Source organism: Halomonas sp. PR-M31 (assembly GCF_001039575.1).
Taxonomy (GTDB): Bacteria; Pseudomonadota; Gammaproteobacteria; order Pseudomonadales; family Halomonadaceae; genus Modicisalibacter.
The window spans coordinates 12,761-34,617 of sequence record NZ_JIBT01000022.1; the positions used below are offsets into that span (position 1 = coordinate 12,761).

A 21,857-nucleotide genomic window follows, 5' to 3' on the forward strand; every position below is an offset into this window, starting at 1 on the left:
GCAGCAAGACATCACTAGCACCAACAACAATAAAAAACAACGATTGGCATTTCAGCACTATCATTTTTATCGATAGTTATTTTCACTTCTTTCGATTAGTGATCAATCAAGCATCACTGCAGACTTCTTCTTTACAAGCTCCAGGCATACCCTTCATTCCACAACGAGTGGCCGTTATCGCCATGAAAATAATCTTTCGTCTCGTCTGTGCTTTGCTCTTTACGGGCTATCTTTTACCTCTATTAACCATCCAGGCGCATTCCAGCGAAGAGCAGGCTCAGCCGTTGCCTCAGGTCGGCGTGGCCCGAGTGCTGACTCAGCGTGTCACCGAATGGGACGAATACAGCGGACGTCTGGAAGCACTGGAGACGATCAGCATTCGTCCTCGAGTGTCAGGCTTTATTGATGCGTTCAACTTCGAGGAAGGCTCACGGGTTAAAAAAGGCGACGTGCTGTTCGAAATTGACCCCCGCCCTTTTGAGACGGAAGTCCGTCGTCTACAGGCGCAGTTGCAACAGAGCCAAGCATCCCTGGAGAGCGCCAACAACCAGGCCCGTCGCGGTGAGCGGCTCAAGGCACAGCAGGCACTCTCGGAAGAAGAGGCGGAAATTCGCTCCAGCACCGCCCGTCAGGCCGAGGCGAACGTTGCCAGGGTTGGGGCGGAACTCGATGCGGCTGAACTGGATTTGAGCTTCACCAAGGTGACGGCGCCCATCGATGGTTACATCAGTCGCGCCGAGGTAACCGCCGGCAACCTGGTCACCGCCGATACCACATTGCTTACCACTCTGGTCTCGAGCGACAAGGTGTACGCCTACTTCGAGGCGGATGAGCGAGCCTATCTGAAATATCGGGAACTGACGCGACAAAATCAGCGTTACGCCACGAGCCCGGTGTATTTGGGCCTGGCCAACGAAGACGGTCACCCCCACGAAGGAAAGATGAATTTCCTCGACAATCGAGTCGATCCTCAGACCGGCACCATTCGCGGTCGGGCGGTGTTCGACAATGCGGACGGTTATTTCGCCCCGGGGCTTTATGCCCGACTCAAGCTGGTCGGCAGCGCCACTTATGAAGCGGCGCTCATTCAGGACAGCGCCGTCGGCACGGATCTGGGTCGCAAGTTCGTCCTGGTGCTGAACGATGACGACGTCGTGGAATATCGCCAGATCATCCTGGGCCCAAAACAAGCGGGGCTGCGCATCGTACGCGAGGGCCTCAGCGGTGATGAACGTATCGTCGTCGAAGGCTTGCAGCGGGTGCGCCCCGGCACCCCGGTCGATGCCACGCTGGTGCCCATGGCGGATGACGAGACTCTTGCCGCGTTGTCACGGCCATGAACTTTTCTCAATTCTTCGTGCGGCGTCCGATCTTCGCCATCGTGCTGTCGCTACTGATTCTGATCGTTGGGCTTCTTTCACTCTTCCGGCTGCCCATCAGCGAATACCCGGAAGTCGTGCCGCCCACGGTAGTCGTCCGGGCAAGCTTTCCCGGCGCCAACCCCACCGTCATCGCCAAGACCGTGGCCTCGCCTTTGGAGCAGGAGATCACCGGGGTCGAGGACATGCTCTACATGTCCTCCCAGTCCACCGCGGATGGCAGCATGACGCTGACCATCACCTTTGCGTTGGGCACGGACCTGGATACCGCCCAGGTGCAGGTACAAAACCGCGTCACCCGGACGTTGCCGGTACTGCCGGAGGAAGTGCAGCGCATCGGCGTGACCACGGACAAGGCCTCTCCAGACCTGACCATGGTGGTTCACCTGATTTCCCCGGATGAGCGCTACGACATGCTCTATCTGACCAACTACGCCACCCTCAACGTGCGCGATGAGCTGTCAAGGCTCGAAGGCGCCGGCGACGTGCGGTTGTTCGGCGCCGGGGATTATTCGCTGCGAGTGTGGCTCGATCCGACCCAGGTTGCCGCGCGCAATCTCACCGCCATGGATGTGGTGGATGCCATCCGCGAGCAGAATCGCCAAGTGGCCGCTGGGTCCCTGGGCGGGCCGCCGGCGCCGAACGCCACCAGCTTCTAGCTGTCGATCAATACCCAGGGTCGGCTGGTGGAAGAAGAGGAATTCGAGAACATCATCGTCGATGCCGGCCCCCAGGGTGAAATCACCCGACTCCGGGATGTAGCGCGCATCGAGCTTGGCTCAAGCGACTACTCCCTGCGTTCGCTGCTCGACAACCAGCCCGCCGTGGCCATTCCGATCTTCCAGCGGCCCGGCTCGAATGCCATCGCCTTGTCTGACGCGGTGCGGGCGCGCATGGCCGAGCTCAAGCAGGATTTTCCCGAAGGCATGGACTATTCCATCGTCTATGACCCCACGGTATTCGTGCGGGGCTCCATCGAGGCGGTGGTGGAAACCCTGTTTGAAGCGCTGCTCCTGGTGGTGCTGGTAGTAGTGCTGTTCCTGCAGACCTGGCGCGCCTCGATCATTCCGCTCGTCGCGGTGCCGGTCTCGCTGATCGGCACCTTCGCCGTCATGAACCTGCTGGGGTTTTCGCTCAATGCGCTGTCGCTGTTCGGCCTGGTGCTGGCGATTGGCATCGTGGTTGACGATGCCATCGTGGTGGTGGAAAACGTCGAGCGTAACATCGGTCTCGGCAAGACCCCAGTGGAGGCGACTCGTCAGGCGATGAAGGAGGTCACCGGGCCGATCATCGCCACCTCTCTGGTGCTGTGCGCGGTATTCATCCCTACCGCCTTCATCTCGGGTTTGACCGGTCAGTTCTATCGCCAGTTTGCGTTGACCATCGCCATCTCTACCATCATTTCGACCTTCAATTCATTGACCCTTTCCCCGGCCCTGTCCGCCTTGCTGCTCAAGGGTCGCGACGAGCCAAAGGATCGCTTCTCGCGCTTGCTCGATGTGCTGTTCGGCAAGTGGTTGTTTCGCCCCTTCAATCATATGTTCGGCGCCCTCAGCCGCGGCTATGTCAGTACCGTGCGCTACCTTCTGCGCGGCACCGCCATCGTGCTGGTGATCTATGTCGGGTTGGTGGGGCTTGGCTGGCTAGGCTTTTCGACCACCCCCAGTGGCTTCGTGCCACCTCAGGACAAGCAGTATCTGGTCTCCTTCGCCCAGCTACCGGACGCGGCAACCCTGGATCGCAGCGAAGCGGTACTGCGAGAGATGTCGGAAAAGGCCCTGAATCACCCGGGCGTGCAGGGCGCAGTCGCGTTTCCGGGGCTATCGATCAACGGCTTCACCAACAGTCCCAACAGCGGCATCGTCTTCGTCACCCTGGACCCCTTTGACGAACGCCAGACCCCGGAGCTTTCTGCCGGGGCCATTGCCGGCGCCTTGAATGAAAAGTTCGCCGGCATTCCCGAGGCCTTCATTGCGATCTTCCCACCCCCGCCGGTGCGAGGGCTTGGCATCGTCGGGGGATTCCGCCTGCAGATTCAGGACCGAGGCAGCCTAGGCTACGAAGAGCTCTATGCCCAGACCCAGAACATCATCGCCAAGAGCCAGGAGGTACCGGAACTTGCGGAGCTGTTCTCGAGCTTTCAGGTCAACGTGCCGCAAATCGATGCCAACGTGGATCGGGAAAAGGCCAAGAATCACGGCGTGGCCATCGACGATATCTTCCAGACCATGCAGATCTATCTAGGCTCGCTGTATGTCAACGACTTCAATCGCTTCGATCGCACCTATCAGGTCATCGCTCAGGCGGACCGGCAGTTCCGTCTGGAGCCGGAGCAGATCGGTCAGCTCAAGCTGCGTAACAGCAATGGGCGCATGATTCCCCTGGCCACCTTTCTCGACGTGCAGCAGTCCGCCGGCCCGGATCGGGTCATGCACTACAACGGCTTTCCCACCGCGGAAATCAACGGCGCGGCGGCACCAGGCTTCAGCTCCGGCCAGGCGGAGGCCGCCATGGCGGCACTGGTGGAACAGGAGCTGCCCAACGGCATGGTGTTCGAATGGACGGATCTGACCTATCAGCAGATTCTGGCGGGCAATACCGCCCTGTTCGTCTTTCCCCTGTGCGTCTTGCTGGTGCTGATGGTGCTGGCGGCGCAATACGAAAGCTGGAGCCTGCCCCTGGCGGTGGTCTTGATCGTTCCCATGACGCTGCTTTCCGCCATTACCGGGGTGATCATCGCCGGCAGCGACAATAATGTCTTCACCCAGATCGGGCTGATCGTGCTGGTGGGGCTGGCCTGCAAGAACGCGATCCTGATCGTCGAATTCGCCAAGGAACAGCAGGAAGAAGGCGCTGATCGCCTCAAGGCGACCCTGGAAGCCTGTCGTCTGCGTCTGCGACCGATTCTGATGACCTCCTTTGCCTTCATCATGGGGGTGGTCCCCCTGGTGCTCTCCACCGGCGCGGGTGCGGAGATGCGACGCGCCATGGGCATAGCGGTCTTCTCGGGCATGCTCGGCGTCACCTTCTTTGGCCTGCTGCTGACCCCGGTGTTCTACATGCTGATTCGGGGGTTTGTGGAGAAGCGCGAGGCCCGGCGTGAGCGCCAGCTGCGCAGTAACCACACACCGGATCTTTTTCCTTAGCCTTCGTTTCCCGTCGCCATACAACGCGCGCCGATTTAATTTGCAGGCAAATTTCTTGCTTTATATCCACGTTGTTGACTATTTTCTTTATCAAAGGACTTTAATGAACGATTTGATATTAGAATATGGCTCTAAATTCTCCCGCCATTCGGTCGCCGCTGCTAAGCAGCCCCTCGGACTATTGTGACCCGGGTGTCGCTACCCTATTCAGGCGCCACGGCCTGATTGATTTTGAAACACTCTGGAACGTCGAAGCACAAGATGTTGACGCACCCAATCATGAACGCGGCGGCGTCTCGACCGTGTCGCGTCTAGAACTTGTAGAGAACGATGGCGCCATCAAGCGCTTTTTTCTCAAGCGCCAGACCAACCATCTAGCTCGCAGTGTGCAGCGCCCTTTGGGAGAACCGACATTTTCTCGCGAATGGAGCGCCATTCGCCGCTACCACACCCTTGGCATTCCCGCCGTACAAGCAGTCTGGTATGGCGAGCGCAAGAACAAAGACGTTAATCGGGCACGTTCATCCGCCGAATGGCGCGCCATTTTAGTGACCGCGGCGCTGGAAGGCCGTGATGATCTTGAGCATTGGCATGCCCGCTGGGAGACGCTGGACGATGATCTGCGTCAGCAGGTCATCTCGGCAAGCGCCCAGCTCACTAGAAAGATTCATGCAAACGGCATGATGCACGGCTGTCTTTTTCCCAAGCATCTGTTCTTGAGCCATCCTTTCAATGCTTCGACCAGCGCCATGAATGCTGTCATCATCGATTTAGAAAAAACACGGCGCTTCCTATGGAAACGGCATGAACGCCTGCGAGATATTTATGTGCTATGGCGCCGTTTGAGGCATTGGAACGAAACAGAATGGCGACAGTTTTTTGGCATTTACTGTGATTGCTCGCCGGATGATTCTCGCGTGGACCAATGGCTCAAGCGTCTCAATAAACGTGCCAGCCGTCGCTGAACAGACACCTGGCCATGACGACAAGGCACCTGATTTGCCATGACTATCGGCCTTTACTGGTTCACTCAAGATCTGCGCCTACAGGACAACGCGGCGCTCATTGATGCCGCTTCCCGCTGTGATCGCCTTATTTGCGTTTACTGCATCGATCCTGACGGGTTCGAGGCCAACGAGTTCGGCTGCACGTCGCTAGGTCCTCATCGCTGGCGCTTCCTGAAAGAGACGCTTCGCGATCTGGAAGAACACCTTGCCGCTTACGATCAGCGATTGATCCTGCGGTTTCAATCGCCGGAACAGGCGCTGAACGATTTGATTGCTCAGCATCAGGTGACGGTCGTGGTGCGTAGCCAGAGCGCGGACTGTTACCTGCAGAAAACCTGGGATGCACTCAATCAGCGGTGGCCTCAGGTCGTTTTCCAGGAGCAGACCACCCATACGCTGTTCGACCAGGGTGCCCTGCCCTTTGAATTGGACGAACTGCCTGGCACCTTCACCCAATTTCGCAAGCGCGTCGAGCCCTTAACTATCGAAGCCCCATTATCGGCGCCGGGTGCTCTGCCCCCGCCGGTGTCGGATGCTCAGCCATCACCCACTCTGCCTCAGGCGATCGTCGATCCTGGTTCGCCCTTCAAGGGTGGCGAGCGTGAAGGGTCAGCCCATCTCGAGGCTTATTTCAGCGGCTTCGATGCCGCTCACTACAAAGAGACGCGTAACGCATTGGAGGGCTGGCAGAATTCATCCAAGTTCTCGGCCTGGCTGGCCAACGGATCACTGTCTCCACGCCAAATCGTTGAGCGTCTGCATCGGTTCGAGAATGAGGTAAAAGCGAACGAATCAACCTACTGGATCTACTTCGAGCTGCTATGGCGGGAGTTCTATCAGTGGTATGCCCATGCCCACGGGGCTCGGCTGTTTACCTTGAAGGGATTGAAAGACGAGCCACCGAGGCCGGATCGTGACATCGAGCGTTTCACTGCCTGGTGCCGAGGCGAGACCGGTCTACCCATTGTCGATGCCTGTATGCGCGAACTCAATGCCACCGGCTACATGAGCAATCGCGGTCGCCAGCTGGTGGCAAGTGCTCTGATCAATGAACTGGAGCAGGACTGGCGCTGGGGAGCGGCCTATTTCGAGCGGCAGCTAGTGGATTACGATGTGGCCTCGAACTGGGGCAACTGGCAGTATCTCGGCGGCGTCGGCGCCGATCCACGCGGTCTGCGCCGTTTTGATCTGGCCAAGCAGACGGCTCAGTACGACCCGGAAGGCTCGTTTATTGTTAGATGGCTCGGCGACGACTGACATGCATCGAAAGTCCCACCTGCCCACCAAGATCTGCCCGGTCTGCGAACGCCCTTTCGCCTGGCGCAAGAAGTGGGCGCGCAACTGGGATTCGGTGGTGTACTGCTCTGAGCGCTGCCGGCGTCAAGGCAAGCAAGCAGCGGCGTCCAGCGATTAATTTGCCTCCGGCTCATGGATGATTATTTCCACCCGGCGATTGGCAGCACGGCCCTTTTCCGTGTTGTTATTCTTTAGAGGCTGCGTGGAAGCGTAGCCCACCGCCCGCAGCCGGGATGAGGGAATACCTTCTCGATTGAGTGCACGCAAAATCGCCGTGGCGCGCCCGCTGGAAAGCTCCCAATTGGAAGGAAAGCGCGTGGTCTTGATCGGGACGCTGTCCGTATGCCCTTCCACGGAGATCGTGCCCTGGTAGCGCTTGAGTGTCGCCACCAGCGCTCGAGTGACCGTTTCGCCGGCATCGGTCAATGTTGCATCGCCGGATTCGAACAGCAGGTGATCCTGGATACGCAGGTTAATACCGCCCTTCATCCGGGACACCTCGACACCCTCGATTATAGGCAAAGACTGCTCGGACTCACGTATCTGCCACTGTCCAGCCACTTGAATGGCCGCGGCCTGGGCCCCCTCACTGATTTCAAGCCTACGAGCCACCTTGAGCGATGCCGCAATTGTCTGGGTCTGTATGATTCGAGACTGTGCAATCGTTTGAGCGGCCGCAATGGCCTTGTCTGATATTTGTGGCGAAAGGGTTCTCTTTCGGGCGACTTCCCGGGCCGCAGCGATGGCTTTATTACTTAATCCTGGCAAGGATGTCGGGATTGTCGCGATCAGCGTTGCCGCCTTGAGCGCCTCCGGCAGCAGGCTGGGAGCAGCACTGACCCGACGTGTCGCGATTACCGCGGCATTGGATACGCGGGGCAGGCCCGCCTCGGCTGCCGCATCTTCGTCGGTCTTGGCAGCGCCAGCGCTACCATCGAGACTCAGAACCAATACGAACAGTGCCACCAGCAAGGTCATGATATCCATGTAGCTGATCATCCAGCTGTCGCCGCCCCTGTCTTCTGCATTCAGAGCCAGCAGCTGGTCGTGGCTTGCATGCCTTCGATTAGACTCAAGCATTGGCCGGAACACCTTTATGGCCATCCTTGTCGCCCTTGAAAGGCTCAAGAGGGTCACGAATTTCGTCATGATAGTTGGCAATGAAGGAGTTCAAGGTTTCTTCGACAAAAGAGGGCGAGCGTCGTTTGGCGATCAGCGACACCCCTTCGAGCACCATGTTCATCGCGATCAAGCGCTGCTCGGTGCGGCGCTCCAGCTTGACGGCAATGGGCTTGCACAGCAGATTGGCAATCAGGATGCCGTAGAAGGTGGATAGCAATGCCACCGCCATACTCGGCCCGATGATCGTCACGTCGCCGGCACTCATGGTCTGCAGCATGTTGACCAGCCCCACCAGGGTCCCGATCATGCCGAAAGCCGGTGCATAGGCTGCCATGGTCCGAAGGATCTGCGCCTCGGCAAGCTCCCGGGCTTTCAGCCGCGCAATGCGCCAGCGCAGCAGATCGATGATTTCCGCCTCTTTGGTATTGTCGATGACTAGCTGTACGCCGGTGCGCAGGAATGGGTTACGGGTTTGTGTCAGGGTGCGCTCCACCGCACGGATATCCCCCTGGAACCAGAGTCGCGCCATGGCAACCAGCTCGCGCACGTCTTCCTCGACGTAGCTGTTCTCGCGATGAAAAACGACGCGAATTATGCGCGCCAGGCGGATCACTTCCCGTAAGGGGTAGCTAATGAAGGTGGCGGATAGGGTGCCGGCGATGACGATCAGAAGCCCCGGCAAATTAAGAAAGCTCATCGCCGTATCGGCGCTGAACAATAGAACACAGGCCAGCAATAGAAGGCTGGCAACGATACCGATCAGCGTGGAAGCATTCATGCAGAGCCTGGCCCATCGATGGGCGATCGCTTGAGAGATGCTGATATCATAGCGATCCATCGCAGAGGCAAAGCGATGAAAAGACGTTACATTTTATGCGTTCTTATTCACTGCGAACGAAGGATATTGACTTGACTGATTGGGCTCGTGACTCTCGCTAAACGTAATAGACTTCAAGCGAAAAGCCACGAGCAAGAACGCCTACCCGGCTGATCAGTAGATGCCAAGCAGCATACGGGCACCATAACCCCATAGCAGTACCGTGGCGCCTAGCAGCACCTCGAGTACCAGTACACCGATCGCCAGGGTCGAACCGGTGACGATAAAGCCTTCCCGACTATCGATGCCAAGGAAATTGGGAATACCGAGATAGAGCAAATAGGCGCTATAGCAGAGACCAATGGTTCCCGCTAGGATACATAGCCAGATAAGAGGATAGAGTGCCACCAGACCGCTCAAGAACATGGGGGTGGCGACATAACCGGCAAAGACGATACAGCGACGCTTGCTCGGGGGAGTCGCGTAGCGTTTTGCCATCCAGTGAATCACCGTGCCCATGAAAACGACGGCGGCGATAATCGCAAGATAGAACACAATGCCTGCATACAAGGCATCATCCAGGTCGAGCTTGATGGCATGACCACTACCGAGACTCCATCCCACTTGCGTCGTCCCAATGAATGAACATATCACCGGAATCGCGGCCAGCTCGAGAACGTGATGCGCATAGAGATGATTGATCGTTTCGCGTTCGCTCTGAATCTGCTTCCATTCACGATTCGGGTGGGCCATTAATCCCCAGACATGGGTCAGCATAGGATCATTCCTCCTTGGGGCTCTTCACAATCCGGAACATCATCATTGCTTTGACAATATCACTCTATCTTCCTAGGCAGTATAGAATATATGAAGAAAATGGAATGCCTATCGTTAGCCTTTAGTAGGTGTCCTTGGAGTGCTTGCCGCCTGGACAGTCTGCAGCGCCTCCACCATGCTTGCCAACGCCGCCTGACCCTGCTTGCCTGCGGTGGCTTGCTGCCACCATAAGGCATGGACTGCTCGCACTTGTACCGGTATTTCTGCAAGCCCCAATACCTGCGCCATGGCAAGTCGGTGCAATCCGCGGTTGATTTTGACGACCTGCCCTTCTCGATCGATCGCGACGCCCAGGCGATCCTTACCCTGATTCGCATTAAAACCGTGAGCGCGCATATCCTGCATATAGCCAAGGTAAACGTTGAGATATGTCATCACCCGGTCCGAGCTATTGAGCAGGATGCCCTTGTGATGAGACCGAAAGGGTTTGCCCTGCTCGATTCGCTGCATGAAGCGCCGATAGGAGGTACTTTGAACAAGCGCCTCGCGATGCTGCCAAATATCATCGATGAATCGATAACGACTGCCCTTGCGAAAGTCAAAACGGGTTAGATCCCAATCACCTTTCCAAATGAACTGATTCATGGCTAGCCGCTTTTCTGACGCAACAGGAAAAGAGCGTGATATGGAAATGGCACAGCTCAATTCATTGGGTGCCAGACATAGCGTCAGTTTGTCATCCAGATAGGCTTCAACGCTTCGATAAGGCAAGCCTATGGCTTCCACTCGCTGTGCAAATCTATCCTGATTCAACCACCGCGAGAGCATACGGTCTTCAAGAGGCCTGACAATACGCGCTTCGAAGGCAGTACGGGTAGTGCTTGCCCAGCGTGAGCGCTGCATGGCCCAGCGTAGCTCGGGATCGTAGAGCGCCGGATGAACTTGTTCACCAGTGGGTGATTTGGGTAGTTTTTTCATTGAGATATGGCTGGTTTGGTTTAACCATCAATAATTAGCTACTTAATGAACAAAATAACATAAAGAATGCTATCGAATCTCGGGTTGCCAGTCATGAATCTTGCACATAGCCTATATAGCCCGATATGAACCAGCCCCACACTCAAGCCCAGAAGCGAACAGCCACAATGTCTTCGACAGCAAAGGAACGGCTTCCAATGGCAGCCATTGCCATTCGTCAGGTAGAAAAAAGCACTGGAGCGAGCCGTAACGCTTTCGAACAGTCAGCGGCACTGCAAGAACTGGGCTATCGTGTCGTGATACTTGCCGAGCGAGCGACTCGACGCTAGTAGAACGTGCAGGAGCCAGACTCGTTCGCCTGCGCCGCTGGCCATTCAAAGGTGCCTTTCGGCGTTTCTGGTTCAATCGCCATGTACAATCCTGGTGCAGGCGTCATCGTCCAGCGTTATTGGTCAGTCATGGTGATGCGCAGAGCCAGGATGTGGTTTACATGCACAACTGTGTGCATTTGGCCAGCCAGCGCATTCATGGAAAGGAGCTGCCCAAAAATCACGAAGTTGCCGCCATTCACGATTATGTTCTCTCCGACAATCAATTCAAGCGTATCGCCGTCAATTCAAGATTGATGGCCGAGGAATTCAAGGGCCGTTATGGCCTGTCTGAGCATCAGCTCGATATCAGCTATCCGGGTTACGATCCAACGCAGTTCAATCCTGTCAAGGCTCGCGAAGAGCGCGACGCTACCAGACAGGCGCTTGGCGTTGACCAGCATGAATTACTGATCGGATTGATCACCTCAGGCAATTTCAAGAAGCGCAACGTGGCAGGATTCGTGGAAACTGCAGCATTGGTGAGTCAGCGGCTTCCCGATCAATGTCGTTTTCTCGTGATCGGAAAGGACGACAACAGCGTTTATCAACAGCAAGCAGAAAAACTGGGGCTAGACGATCGCTTCATATGGCGTTCGACGGTTCCCGATATCGAACGTTTTTATGGTGCGCTGGATGTCTTCGTGCTACCCGCGCATATCGAGGAGTTCGGTCGTGTCGCTTTGGAAGCCATGGCCTGCGCCACACCGGTACTACTCTCCGCTTGGGTAGGCGCCGCCGAATTGATCGAGGGAGAATTTCCCGAGCTGATACTGGATGACAGTAATGACAGCGACGCTTGGGCCTCGCGAATCGTCGCATTACTCATCAACGACGAACACAAAGAACTAGGGGCTCGACTTGCCCAGCTCGCGACACATTACTCGCATCAACAGCAGTACAAGAAACTCAAAGCTTCGTTTCAGACGCTTATGGCCAGCAGTTGAATGAAGGAAAACGAGCCCATGCTCTATTTGCAAGACGATCTCTTGATCGGACGAGGCACCGAGCGCTACTGTTATCGTCACCCTCAAGACGACACGCGCTGTATCAAAGTCGTTCACAACGTCAAGAACAACAAACAGCAAAATCAAAAGGATTACGAGTATTTCTCTCGTCTGCAAAAACGCGGCATAGACTGGTCACACCTGCCACGCTGCTACGGCTGGGTGGAAACCGATCAGGGTAACGGTCTGGTATTTGATCTTTTGCAAGACAAACAGGGCAACCCTCTTCCGCGTCTGGACGTCCTATTGCAAAACGGTTATCTCGATAAAGCGGCGATCAAAGCGCCATTGAAAGAACTGCAGGATTACCTGCAGGCCAATCAAATATTCACAAGCGATCTGCGTGCCAGCAATATCGTATGTGAGTCAGAAGAAACGCCTCTTCGATTATTCTTGATCGATGGCGTTGGCGATCGTGACTTCATCAGACTCGCTTCCATGATCAAGCCATTGGCACGGGCCAAGACCAACCGTCAATGGAAACGATTCATGAAACGTATGAAGAAATAGCGACTGACTCAGGCAAAATACTCTTTCACTGCCGTAACGACACGACTCAAATCCTTTTCATCTATACCGTACCATAAGGGTAAACGAAGAAGCCGATCGCTTTCCTGGGTGGTGTACTCATCTTCACCAACGAAAGTTCCCCAATGCTTTCCTCCCTGGGAGGTATGTAAAGGAACATAGTGAAATACTGCTCCTATCCCCTTTTCTTTCAAGAACGCCAATAACTCCGAGCGCTCATCGATATCCCTGACTTTGATATAGAACATATGGACATTGTGTCGACAGGTGTCAGGAATTGTGGGGAGCTGCACGACGCCACGCTCGGCAAGCGGTTCAAGGGACTCGTTGTAATATTCCCAGGAACGTCGGCGATCGGCGTCAATACCATCAACGGACTGCAGCTGCCCCCAAAGATAAGCAGCCTGCAATTCACTGGGAAGATAACTGCTACCCACATCAACCCAGGAATATTTATCGACCATACCGCGAAAGAATTGACTGCGATTGGTGCCTTTTTCTCTCAGTACTTCTGCTCGTTCTGCAAAACGCTCATCATTGACAATCAGCAGCCCGCCTTCACCACCGCTGGTATAGTTTTTTGTTTCATGAAAGCTATAAGTACCCAAGTGACCGATACAGCCAAGCGGCTTCCCCTTGTAAGTTGAGAGCATCGCTTGAGCCGCATCCTCGATAACAAAAAGACCGTAGCGATCGGCAAGGGTCATGATGCTGTCCATTTCACAGGCGACTCCCGCGTAGTGCACGACTACCACTGCTTTGGTCTTCTGCGTGATAGCCGCTTCAATGAGGCGCTCATCGATGTTCATGGTTGCTGGATGGATATCGACAAATACAATCTTGGCCCCTCTCAAGACAAAGGCATTGGCCGTACTGACGAACGTATAGCTAGGCATGATCACTTCGTCTCCTGGACGAATATTGATCAGCATGGCCGTCATTTCCAGGGCATGGGTGCAGGAAGGCGTCAATAACGATTTGTAGCAACCAAGATGCTCCTCGAACCATTGCTGGCAATAAGACGCGTAAGCGCCACCTCCCGATATTTTGCTACTGCGCATGGCATCCAGCACGAAGTCATCTTCTCTACCGGTATAGGAGGGTTTATTGAAGGGAATCATCTTCTCGCTCCTTGAGAAATTGACTTTCAAGGGTAAGGATATCTCGTTTTCGCTCCTTTATACGATGCGCTGGGCTGCCGAAATAGATTCCCCAAGGATGAGTGCTTTTGTTCACCAACGTCATGGCTCCTATCGAGCAGCCTTCCTTGACTTCCACCCCAGGGAAAATGATCGATCCAGCGCCAACGATGACGTGTTTTTCCAGCACGACACGGCTAAAGAACTCATTTTTATATTTTTTGTCTACCAAAGAGCTGACCATGGTTGCGCCGCTATAGTCATCCGACTGAGAAAACACTTTCGTGCCATAGGCCAGACCGCAGAAATCCGCCATGAAAACCCCAGGCTCACCCCCCGCTATCAGGCATTGGGTAGAGATATGGCAAAATCGACCGATACTGACTCTGCCGGACACCACACAGAAATCGTCGATCCTTGAATGGTCACCTATTTCAATGACGTCATGATTGTAAATACTCGCTTTATCACTGATCTTGACGTTTTTACCAAGCTTCTTGAAGCCGAGCGCCTCAAGCGCTTGCTGAGTAAGATATGCCATAAATTCCTACAAGATATCCTTGAGTTGATGTATCAATCTTTCCTTTGAAAAGTAAGAACTAATGATTTCCCGATTGCGCTTTGCGGTCTCATCGTCCAAGCGAACGCTACCTATATTATCCAAGTCAAAAACCTTGACTCCGAGTTCTTCAAACATGGACCATGGTGTAATATTTTTGCGGATGAATACCGTTTTTCCCGAGCCTAGCAGCGTGATCATATTTCCCATTGCCTGCTGGCGCCGAAACGCAAAGCATGCGATATCGACCTCTGCTAGTATTTCAAGATATTCTTCCAGAGGTAAAAATTCGGTAAGCGCTATGAAATCCTCGCTGAATAACCTTTCTCCTTCTGTCATGACTTTTCTTGCATAGCGTCTATTGCCATAGGAAAGAGGGCAGATGATCTTGATATTGCCTTCTGGCAACATCTTGAGCCGCTCGAACGCCTCGCAATGCTCATTGCTGCGACTCGCTGAATTGCCAACCAGCACTGTAGCTTTTGTTTTTTTGGGACGTTGTCTTCTTTCAGGTAAATTTAGCGACTTATAAAGATTACTGGGATACACGAAGCTTTCAATATAGCTACCTTTGGCACCATACCACTGCCGTGCCAGATCGATGTCTCCAGGAATGTAGGTAACAAGGTGTCCGATGTCTGGAATGATCTTACGACGACACCATTCGACGAGTCTCTCTTTCAACGTCGTCTTTTCATTTTGGTAGCTATATAAATCGCCACCCCAGATTATCCAATAACAACGGCCCAATATTTTTGGATTCAATGCGAGAATAAACACGACATACTTATTAAATAATCCATGAAGGATTATCTTGTCGTATTTACGCATCTTGAAGTACAGCTTAAAAAAACCAAGCTTGCTGTTCTGTTGCTCTACGTCAGCGCCGGTTTGATAGGGATAGTCGTGAGACTTTTCTATGAGATGAAAATGATTATCCGAACCATCAATCTCTTCGCGAACAAATTCCATAAAAGCCGGAATGAACTTGTCCATATAGCATACATGGAGTATTTTTTTAGACATTATCACTTTCTTCAACAATCAGGTTTTCGAGATATTCTCCATAGCCGCTTTTCCTGTATTGAACAGCAAGTCGCTTCAGGTCGTCACTTGTGAGCCAGCCTCTCAGAAAAGCAATTTCTTCTAGACAAGCCACTTTCATTCCTTGTCGGTGCTCGATGGTTTGCACGAACATGCCAGCATCCAACAGGCTTTCGTGGGTTCCCGTATCCAACCAGGCAAACCCGCGCCCCAAGAGCACGATGTTCAGGTCGTTGCGCTGTAAGTAGGCTTGATTGATACTCGTAATTTCCAGCTCACCCCGAGAAGACGGTGCTACTTGTTTGGCAATCTCTACTACGTCGTTGTCATAGAAATAAAGACCTGTCACCGCGAAGTTCGACTTTGGGTTTTCAGGTTTTTCCTCAATGGAAACAACTCGTTGCTCGGCGTCGAATTCCACGACGCCAAAACGCTCAGGATTCTTTACTTGATAACCGAATATCGTGGCGCCCTGCTCTCGTCCTGCGGCTTCAAGCAGCTTGGGTGTAAACCCTTGTCCGTAGAATACGTTATCACCCAGTACCAGACAGACTCTATCATCGCCAATGAACTCTTCGGCAAGGAGGAACGCCTGGGCTAATCCATCAGGCTGTGGCTGAATCGCGTAGCACAAATCGATACCGAACTGATGCCCATCTCCAAGCAAACGTACGAAACCGTCTTGATCCTCAGGCGTTGTAATGATCATGATTTCGCGTATGCCCGCCAGCATCAAAACCGAGAGAGGATAGTAGATCATGGGTTTGTCATAAATGGGCAATAGCTGCTTGGAAAGCCCTTTTGTAATAGGATAAAGACGCGTACCACTACCCCCCGCCAAGACAATTCCCTTCATGACTTTTTCCTGTCGATAGTTCCAAGGCGCTCGCGTTGATAAGTGCTGCTCAATGCCCTGGTACACCAGCCTAAATTGTTCAAGTACCAGCTTACTGTTTTTTGGAGGCCACTTTCAAAAGATTCGTCAGGTACCCAACCCAATTGGCGTTGAATTTTTCCTGAATCGATAGCGTAACGAAAATCATGACCGGGCCGATCCTTTACTGACACGATCAAATCGCGATAATTGGCAACGCCCATTGGTTTTTGTGGTGCCATCTCTTCCAATAAATCGCAAACTTCTAGCACTACATCGATATTCCGTTTTTCGTTGTGGCCGCCAATGTTATAAGTTTCACCTATTCTTCCATTATTCAATACCAAGTAAAGGGCGCGAGCATGGTCATCTACATACAGCCAATCACGCACCTGCTCCCCCGTACCATAAACCGGAAGTTTTCTACCTTCCAAAGCATTGAGAATAATCAGCGGAATGAGTTTTTCAGGAAAGTGAAAAGGTCCATAATTATTGGAGCAATTTGTCACTAACGCGGGAAAATCATAGGTTCTCTGCCAAGCACGCACCAGATGATCGGAACTCGCCTTGCTAGCAGAATAAGGCGAACTTGGCATATACGGGGTAGTCTCAACAAACAGTTCGTCAGGATTTTCAAGATCACCATACACTTCATCCGTCGATATATGATGAAAACGAAAATCAGCTTGACGGCTGAAATTCAAACCCTGCCAGTAGTTTCGAGCAACCTCCAGCAGTGTATAAGTTCCAATGATATTGGTTTCGATAAAGGCGGCAGGACCGTCAATGGAGCGATCGACATGGCTTTCTGCGGCTAGATGCATGACGGCATCAGGGCAATGGACCGAAAACACTCTCTCAAGCTCGATCCGATTGCAAATATCTACTTGCTCGAATTTATAGCGTTCGTTGTTTGATACGGAACTCAACGATTCCAGGTTGCCCGCATAAGTCAACTTGTCGACATTTACAACGCTGCACTGTGTGTTTTTTATAATGTTTCGTATTACAGCTGAGCCAATGAAGCCTGCACCGCCAGTAATCAAGACTTTTCTCGTTGAATTATTCATGTAAAACTTTCCAAGATTGGTAAAAAATTCAACTGAGCTATCTTCATGTAATGCTTTTTACACCAATATCCTTTTCAGAGGTTAGCTGCCACCGCCAATAATGAGTCACTAATCCACCAAGGATAATATTATGCACGTATACTCCCGTCCAAAAAGAATTATATGACTCAAACTGGTTTGCTATCATCCAGTACACAAAGAAAATCACACCAAACAGCGCAATATCATTTGGCAACAAACCGCCCTTCCATGCAAGCCAGGATGAGCGCCCTACCCAGACTGCCAATGCCCCCATTACGGTCAATCCCAAGATCCCATACGCCACCCATATTTCGAGAAAGAAATTATGCAGATGGCCAAAGTTTTCCTTGATCGAATTCGGTAACCATTCGGTATGATCAATAACAAGGCTACGCCCTTGACCGCCCCACCCAACGAGAGGACGTTGCTCTATCCAATCAAAGGCGGCGCGCCATGTGTGAATACGAATACCAATACTCGAATAGGGTAAGTCCTCGAACTCTCCTTGTGCTATTTGACTGATAACTTGAGATTCCTGGTCTATACGCTCAGTTAAAGTATCGTGAAATTTTATACCTGCACCGGTTGTCACTATTAATAATAATATAAAACTGACCGAAAATTTCTTGAGATTTTCAGTAGTAAATTGACTGCTTCCTTTGTAAAGTAGCCATGTAATTCCTGCTGTACTCAAGGCTACGAGCAAAGCCAACCAGATGGCTCTAGTCTGGCCAATTAGTACACCTATAGAACAAATTATCAGTAAAAAACACCAGAATAGTATGCGTATCGACCGGAACTTGCCCGGCGTACAAAAACGCTTTGAAAATACGAATATACCTAAAAGTGCTACGCCAAACAGCATGGCGCCATGCTGCTTGTTGCGTATTCCAAAGCCAGCACGCTCACCTTGCAATCCTATAAGCCATTCATGAATACCGTCACCATGTATCAAGGTGGCCGGTAAATAGAAGATAAGGGCTAGCCCCCAGACGATTAGCGTATTGCGAGTACTACCGCCTAACCACCATGCCACGCCGATAAAGATGAACAGTTTCGCTAACCTGTCAACTTTAGGATCGCTATCCATCCATTCTGGATGATGTAAAACACCAAGCCACCAGGATAGCATTTGTACTAGAATCACGGCCAACAGTAGCCATAGTGCTGCAGAACGCCGCAACTGTTTCCCATATACAAGGATTGCGATCAATCCAAAAAAGGCCGTAGAGTATTCACCAAGTTTACCTAAATCTGGCCAAAGAACTCTAAAAGAGGAATACAGAACAAGGCCCAGGACCCCTACATATAATATCCATTTTGGATAAGGTAGAAGCTTATGAGGTTCCCAGAGCATTTTACTCTTCACGTTTAACATCCATCCTGGATTGCACAAAAGGTGATCGGTACAGGTATGATGGCATTCCTATAACGAATATGTCCCTTGTATTGTCACCTAAAACTATCTAACTAATCTTACCAAGCTCAAGCAAGGTGAGAAGTAGAGTATGGACGCTGGTATCGCTTTGCTGAAAATCATCCATCAGTCCACGCAAGCGTTGCTCAAATTCGTGCTTTAAATCTTTTTCATTTTCTTGTTGACGTCGTTTACTAGATCCTTCCAGATCCCGTAAGGCTTGAGAAAAGGCATCGTCAAGTTCCCGGAACCTACGTAGCTTCTCTCTTTCGTCCATATAACGAGGTTTATTAGATTTCATGAATTTAGTCTTGACACCGTAAATTAGGTTGAAAATCACCTTAAAGATTGGTCATGGCATAAAGCATTTAAAATTAAAACGTAACGTTGTCGCATATTAAATATTATTTATATAAATTAAATTCGCATGTTCCTGTAGTTGAAACTTCAAAAATCGCGGCTTGAAAATAACACAAAAATACAATTTCACACTTAACATCACAACAAGGTAGAAAATTTAAGCGCTAGCTTTTAAGCTGATATCTGTTGGTTTGCGTTTAAATCAAAATAATTACTGATGTGTATGCATCTTTTCTTGTCAAAAGACTGTTCAAGTAAACTCGTGCCAAAACACAGATACTGTGTGCATATAAAAACAGACCAGTTCATGTGGTATAAACGGATACAAAATTATTTTTGCAACTTACTATAATACGCTCAGCATGGCACTAAAAAAAGCCTTTATGTTTACAATTTCAGGGATAAAACAGCTAACTAATTTTTATGAGTCTTTGTAACAACAAATAGAAGCAAAAAAACCATGCTAAGCAATTGAAATTTTATTCGTTTTCTCAAACTTTTAAAACAATGGGGCACTGAAGCCTGTGGCGCTGACGTATTGTCTCATCAGCGCCTTGTCATTGTTTTACCAGCATTTAATTAACAAAGAATTAACCTTCAGTGCGGACTAGCCAGGACTCAACGGTATCAGCACCGTGCTCGTCCTTCCAGGATTTCAATGTCTTTTGATTTCCGCCTCTGGTTTCAACCACTTCGCCCGTATTGGGGTTTTTGTAAATCTTTAGCTTACGTTTGCGACGGCTCCCACCTGTTGCAACGCTTTTTGAAGTGCCGGAAGACCGTTCTTGAGGCTGAAGAAGGTCGATGACGTCAGCGGCATTTTTACTGAACTCCTGCATTAGTGCTTCAAGACGCTCCTTGAACTCGAGCTCAGATGTTAAGCGCTGGTCGCTTTCCATCTGTTCCATCTCTTCCTGGATTTGCTTGAGCAGTTGCTCTTTCTTCATGTATTCACTGAGTAGTGACATAACGTCTTAATTCCTTATGTCGGAAGTTAGCAAGTAGGATGCAATTATTAACGTTTTTAAGTTTCATGCCAAGGGCAGATTTGTTTTTTTCTAAAATTCACGGAACATCTCTTCTATGAGATACGCAAAAGCGAGCTTATCTATGAACAAAAAAGACCTGTGCACCGTGCTTGGGATATTCTCTTTTAACAAAAGACCCAGTGACCAGTACGCTCCTATGAGCAGCCATAATCGTTTGTCATCCTATTCACATCACTTAACCGAACGCAAAAAATATCATTAAAAACAATGCTCTATAATAACCACACCAAAATTGTGCTATTCAAGGGTAAGTACGATCTTAAAAATACGAAAAGCAGTCTTACCTGTAACTTGGAGTAAAAGAAAAGCATTGTCTGCGTTATCTGCTAGTAACGCATGACGCCTAGCCGTAATTCGATGAATAAGAATTCATCAAATAGATTTTCTTCGAATATCGCGTTCCCTGACACCTGTAGTAATGCTTAAAGCCACATCGCTGCCAGCCAGCCAAAGCCAATCAGCGGTATGTTGTAGTGTAGAAAGGTCGGCACCACTGAGTCCCAAATATGATCGTGCTGACCATCCACATTAAGCCCGGCAGTCGGGCCCAGGGTCGAGTCTGAAGCCGGTGAACCTGCATCACCTAGCGCCGCGGCAGTGCCCACGAGTGCAATCGTCGCCATGGGCGAAAAACCAAACTGCATCGCTAATGGCACATAGATAGTGGCAATGATCGGTATGGTGGAGAAAGATGAACCAATCCCCAACGTAATGAATAGACCAACCAATAGCATGATGAGTGCTGCCAGCCCTTGATTGTCGCCAATGATTTCGACAGCGTCACTCACCAGCAGTTCGACCTCGCCGGTGGCATCCATCACTGATGCAAATCCGGCAGCAGAAATCATGATGAAGCCGATCAACGCCATCATGCGCATGCCGCTGGTAAAAAGATCATCGGCTTCGCGCCATTTGAAAACACCACCCACCGAGAGCAAGGCAAAACCCACTAGCCCACCGAGGATCATGGAGCCGCTGTAGAGTTGGATGCCCAGTGCAGCAAGAATTGCCACCACGGACATCAAAAGGCCAAGGGTATGAATATTCACCTGCTCCTGCTGATGAGGCAGATTGCTGATATTCGTATCCTGAGTGTCGTAATCTCGCGGCTTGCGATAGCTTATAAAAAGTGCCACCAGTAGCCCCAAGGCCATGCCGCTAACCGGCACACCCATGGCCAAGGGCACCATGCCTCGCGTGATTTCAAGACCTAAAGACTGCCCCACCTCGTTTATATTGGCCAGCAGAATGTCATTGAGGAAAATGGCACCAAAGCCTACCGGTAATAGCATGTAAGTTGCCGTCAATCCAAAGGTCAGCGTGCAGGCTACCGCGCGTCGGTCCAGACGTAGCTGATTCATCACCTTCAGAAGCGGTGGAATCAGGATGGGAATGAAGGCGATGTGTACCGGGATCAAATTCTGAGACGAAATGGCTACCAGCAGTACGGAACCGATCAGCGTGTACTTTACCGCTGCCCGTCGCTTTGGCGATGCCTCCTGACCAAACAGCCTGATCAGACGCTGTGCCAGCAGATCCGGCAAACCGGCCCGTGAAATGGCCACGGCAAAGGCACCCAAGGTGGCATAGGCCAGGGCTATCTTGGCACCACCACCGACCCCATCGTTGAAGGCTGCCAGTGTATCGCCAAGGGATAAACCGCCTACCAGCCCTCCCGCCAATGCACCCGCTATCAAGGCGAATACCACCGATACTCGGGCCAAAGCCAGTGCCACCATGACCAATACGCCGAGAATTACCGCATTCATGCGCTCGTTTCCTGTTCAAAGATTGGCAGAAGCAAGTGAAAGCCGGCGATTCTACCAGAGCGATTGACCGAGCGTGATTTCTCTCTACTTTCTAGACTCAAAAAAACTGTCGCAAAACCAACGATCTTTG

At 51.6% G+C, this 21,857-nt stretch carries 20 protein-coding genes and 1 pseudogene; 8 read left to right on the forward strand and 13 right to left on the reverse strand.

Annotated features, from left to right (window positions below):
• Positions 1-182: 182 nt before the first annotated feature.
• The 5 genes and pseudogenes from CH74_RS06725 (at position 183) to CH74_RS18185 (ending at position 6,946) form a co-directional block, all read left to right on the forward strand.
• A complete protein-coding gene (locus CH74_RS06725) occupies positions 183-1,340 on the forward strand; it encodes an efflux RND transporter periplasmic adaptor subunit (RefSeq protein ID WP_053070657.1) in 1,158 nt (385 codons plus the stop codon).
• Positions 1,337-4,525 (forward strand): annotated as a pseudogene (locus CH74_RS06730) (multidrug efflux RND transporter permease subunit). The gene CH74_RS06725 and the pseudogene CH74_RS06730 overlap by 4 nt, the downstream one beginning before the upstream one ends.
• A 125-nt stretch (positions 4,526-4,650) precedes the next feature.
• On the forward strand, positions 4,651-5,490 hold the full coding sequence (locus CH74_RS06735; RefSeq protein ID WP_082140321.1) for a lipopolysaccharide kinase InaA family protein: 840 nt from the start codon (positions 4,651-4,653) through the stop codon (positions 5,488-5,490).
• 39 nt (positions 5,491-5,529) lie between these two features.
• The gene (locus tag CH74_RS06740) at positions 5,530-6,789 is read left to right on the forward strand and encodes a DASH family cryptochrome (RefSeq protein ID WP_048306704.1); all 1,260 of its coding nucleotides are present in this window, start codon (positions 5,530-5,532) and stop codon (positions 6,787-6,789) included.
• A gap of 1 nt (position 6,790) precedes the next feature.
• Entirely contained in the window at positions 6,791-6,946 is a 156-nt protein-coding gene (locus CH74_RS18185; RefSeq protein ID WP_082140322.1) for a DUF2256 domain-containing protein, read from the forward strand.
• On the opposite strand, the gene CH74_RS17715 is transcribed toward CH74_RS18185, so the two are convergent.
• The 4 genes from CH74_RS17715 to CH74_RS06760 form a co-directional block, all read right to left on the reverse strand.
• A complete protein-coding gene (locus CH74_RS17715; RefSeq protein ID WP_053070658.1) occupies positions 6,943-7,908 on the reverse strand; it encodes an OmpA family protein in 966 nt (321 codons plus the stop codon). The genes CH74_RS18185 and CH74_RS17715 overlap by 4 nt on opposite strands.
• Positions 7,901-8,728, reverse strand: a complete 828-nt coding sequence (locus CH74_RS06750) for a motility protein A (RefSeq protein ID WP_048306731.1) — start codon at positions 8,726-8,728, stop codon at positions 7,901-7,903. Before CH74_RS06750 ends, CH74_RS17715 begins: the two co-directional genes overlap by 8 nt.
• A 213-nt stretch (positions 8,729-8,941) precedes the next feature.
• Positions 8,942-9,544, reverse strand: coding sequence for a Yip1 family protein (locus CH74_RS06755; protein WP_048306705.1), 603 nt, complete (start codon positions 9,542-9,544; stop codon positions 8,942-8,944).
• Between the two features lie 114 nt (positions 9,545-9,658).
• Positions 9,659-10,522 carry a hypothetical protein gene (locus CH74_RS06760; RefSeq protein ID WP_048306706.1) on the reverse strand — a complete coding sequence of 288 codons (864 nt, stop codon included), beginning with the start codon at positions 10,520-10,522 and terminating at the stop codon, positions 9,659-9,661.
• A gap of 197 nt (positions 10,523-10,719) precedes the next feature.
• Between CH74_RS06760 and CH74_RS19805 the strand changes: the two genes are divergently transcribed.
• From CH74_RS19805 to CH74_RS06770, 3 genes are all read left to right on the forward strand, one after another.
• Complete coding sequence (locus tag CH74_RS19805) at positions 10,720-10,851, forward strand: hypothetical protein (protein WP_301280847.1); 132 nt, start codon at positions 10,720-10,722, stop codon at positions 10,849-10,851.
• Positions 10,852-11,012: 161 nt separating this feature from the next.
• Positions 11,013-11,837, forward strand: coding sequence for a glycosyltransferase family 4 protein (locus CH74_RS06765; RefSeq protein ID WP_253272976.1), 825 nt, complete (start codon positions 11,013-11,015; stop codon positions 11,835-11,837).
• A gap of 18 nt (positions 11,838-11,855) precedes the next feature.
• The gene (locus CH74_RS06770; RefSeq protein ID WP_172656309.1) at positions 11,856-12,407 is read left to right on the forward strand and encodes a YrbL family protein; all 552 of its coding nucleotides are present in this window, start codon (positions 11,856-11,858) and stop codon (positions 12,405-12,407) included.
• A gap of 8 nt (positions 12,408-12,415) precedes the next feature.
• On the opposite strand, the gene rffA is transcribed toward CH74_RS06770, so the two are convergent.
• The 9 genes from rffA to CH74_RS06815 all read right to left on the reverse strand — a co-directional run bounded on the left by rffA (position 12,416) and on the right by CH74_RS06815 (position 21,727).
• Entirely contained in the window at positions 12,416-13,546 is a 1,131-nt protein-coding gene (gene rffA / locus CH74_RS06775) for a dTDP-4-amino-4,6-dideoxygalactose transaminase (RefSeq protein WP_048306708.1), read from the reverse strand.
• Positions 13,530-14,105 (reverse strand): O-acetyltransferase, encoded by a 576-nt coding sequence (locus CH74_RS06780; RefSeq protein WP_048306709.1) that lies wholly within the window; start codon positions 14,103-14,105, stop codon positions 13,530-13,532. The genes rffA and CH74_RS06780 overlap by 17 nt, the downstream gene beginning before the upstream one ends.
• A gap of 6 nt (positions 14,106-14,111) precedes the next feature.
• Positions 14,112-15,119 (reverse strand): TDP-N-acetylfucosamine:lipid II N-acetylfucosaminyltransferase, encoded by a 1,008-nt coding sequence (locus tag CH74_RS06785; RefSeq protein ID WP_172656310.1) that lies wholly within the window; start codon positions 15,117-15,119, stop codon positions 14,112-14,114.
• 22 nt (positions 15,120-15,141) lie between these two features.
• Entirely contained in the window at positions 15,142-16,023 is an 882-nt protein-coding gene (rfbA, locus tag CH74_RS06790; protein ID WP_048306711.1) for a glucose-1-phosphate thymidylyltransferase RfbA, read from the reverse strand.
• Complete coding sequence (gene rfbB / locus CH74_RS06795; protein WP_048306712.1) at positions 16,020-17,111, reverse strand: dTDP-glucose 4,6-dehydratase; 1,092 nt, start codon at positions 17,109-17,111, stop codon at positions 16,020-16,022. Before rfbB ends, rfbA begins: the two co-directional genes overlap by 4 nt.
• 43 nt (positions 17,112-17,154) lie before the next feature.
• Positions 17,155-18,501, reverse strand: coding sequence for an O-antigen ligase (locus CH74_RS06800; RefSeq protein ID WP_253272977.1), 1,347 nt, complete (start codon positions 18,499-18,501; stop codon positions 17,155-17,157).
• Positions 18,502-18,598: 97 nt separating this feature from the next.
• A complete protein-coding gene (locus CH74_RS06805) occupies positions 18,599-18,850 on the reverse strand; it encodes a hypothetical protein (protein WP_253272978.1) in 252 nt (83 codons plus the stop codon).
• Between the two features lie 649 nt (positions 18,851-19,499).
• Positions 19,500-19,877: a histone-like nucleoid-structuring protein, MvaT/MvaU family gene (locus tag CH74_RS06810; RefSeq protein ID WP_048306714.1), complete on the reverse strand. Its 378-nt coding sequence runs from the start codon at positions 19,875-19,877 to the stop codon at positions 19,500-19,502.
• Positions 19,878-20,380: 503 nt separating this feature from the next.
• Positions 20,381-21,727, reverse strand: a complete 1,347-nt coding sequence (locus CH74_RS06815; RefSeq protein WP_048306715.1) for a Na+/H+ antiporter family protein — start codon at positions 21,725-21,727, stop codon at positions 20,381-20,383.
• Positions 21,728-21,857 lie beyond the last annotated feature (130 nt).

Coding starts and splice junctions, on each gene's coding strand:
- CH74_RS06735 (WP_082140321.1), top strand. CDS start 4,651: ATGGCTCTAAATTCTCCCGCCATTCGGTCGCCGCTGCTAAGCAGCCCC.
- CH74_RS06725 (WP_053070657.1), top strand. CDS start 183: ATGAAAATAATCTTTCGTCTCGTCTGTGCTTTGCTCTTTACGGGCTAT.
- CH74_RS06815 (WP_048306715.1), bottom strand. CDS start 21,727: ATGAATGCGGTAATTCTCGGCGTATTGGTCATGGTGGCACTGGCTTTG.
- CH74_RS19805 (WP_301280847.1), top strand. CDS start 10,720: ATGGCAGCCATTGCCATTCGTCAGGTAGAAAAAAGCACTGGAGCGAGC.
- CH74_RS06805 (WP_253272978.1), bottom strand. CDS start 18,850: ATGAAATCTAATAAACCTCGTTATATGGACGAAAGAGAGAAGCTACGT.
- CH74_RS06780 (WP_048306709.1), bottom strand. CDS start 14,105: ATGGCATATCTTACTCAGCAAGCGCTTGAGGCGCTCGGCTTCAAGAAG.
- CH74_RS17715 (WP_053070658.1), bottom strand. CDS start 7,908: ATGCTTGAGTCTAATCGAAGGCATGCAAGCCACGACCAGCTGCTGGCT.
- rfbB (WP_048306712.1), bottom strand. CDS start 17,111: ATGAATAATTCAACGAGAAAAGTCTTGATTACTGGCGGTGCAGGCTTC.
- CH74_RS06740 (WP_048306704.1), top strand. CDS start 5,530: ATGACTATCGGCCTTTACTGGTTCACTCAAGATCTGCGCCTACAGGAC.
- CH74_RS06750 (WP_048306731.1), bottom strand. CDS start 8,728: ATGAATGCTTCCACGCTGATCGGTATCGTTGCCAGCCTTCTATTGCTG.
- CH74_RS06755 (WP_048306705.1), bottom strand. CDS start 9,544: ATGCTGACCCATGTCTGGGGATTAATGGCCCACCCGAATCGTGAATGG.
- CH74_RS06765 (WP_253272976.1), top strand. CDS start 11,013: ATGCACAACTGTGTGCATTTGGCCAGCCAGCGCATTCATGGAAAGGAG.
- rffA (WP_048306708.1), bottom strand. CDS start 13,546: ATGATTCCCTTCAATAAACCCTCCTATACCGGTAGAGAAGATGACTTC.
- CH74_RS06770 (WP_172656309.1), top strand. CDS start 11,856: ATGCTCTATTTGCAAGACGATCTCTTGATCGGACGAGGCACCGAGCGC.
- CH74_RS18185 (WP_082140322.1), top strand. CDS start 6,791: ATGCATCGAAAGTCCCACCTGCCCACCAAGATCTGCCCGGTCTGCGAA.
- rfbA (WP_048306711.1), bottom strand. CDS start 16,023: ATGAAGGGAATTGTCTTGGCGGGGGGTAGTGGTACGCGTCTTTATCCT.
- CH74_RS06785 (WP_172656310.1), bottom strand. CDS start 15,119: ATGGACAAGTTCATTCCGGCTTTTATGGAATTTGTTCGCGAAGAGATT.
- CH74_RS06760 (WP_048306706.1), bottom strand. CDS start 10,522: ATGAAAAAACTACCCAAATCACCCACTGGTGAACAAGTTCATCCGGCG.
- CH74_RS06810 (WP_048306714.1), bottom strand. CDS start 19,877: ATGTCACTACTCAGTGAATACATGAAGAAAGAGCAACTGCTCAAGCAA.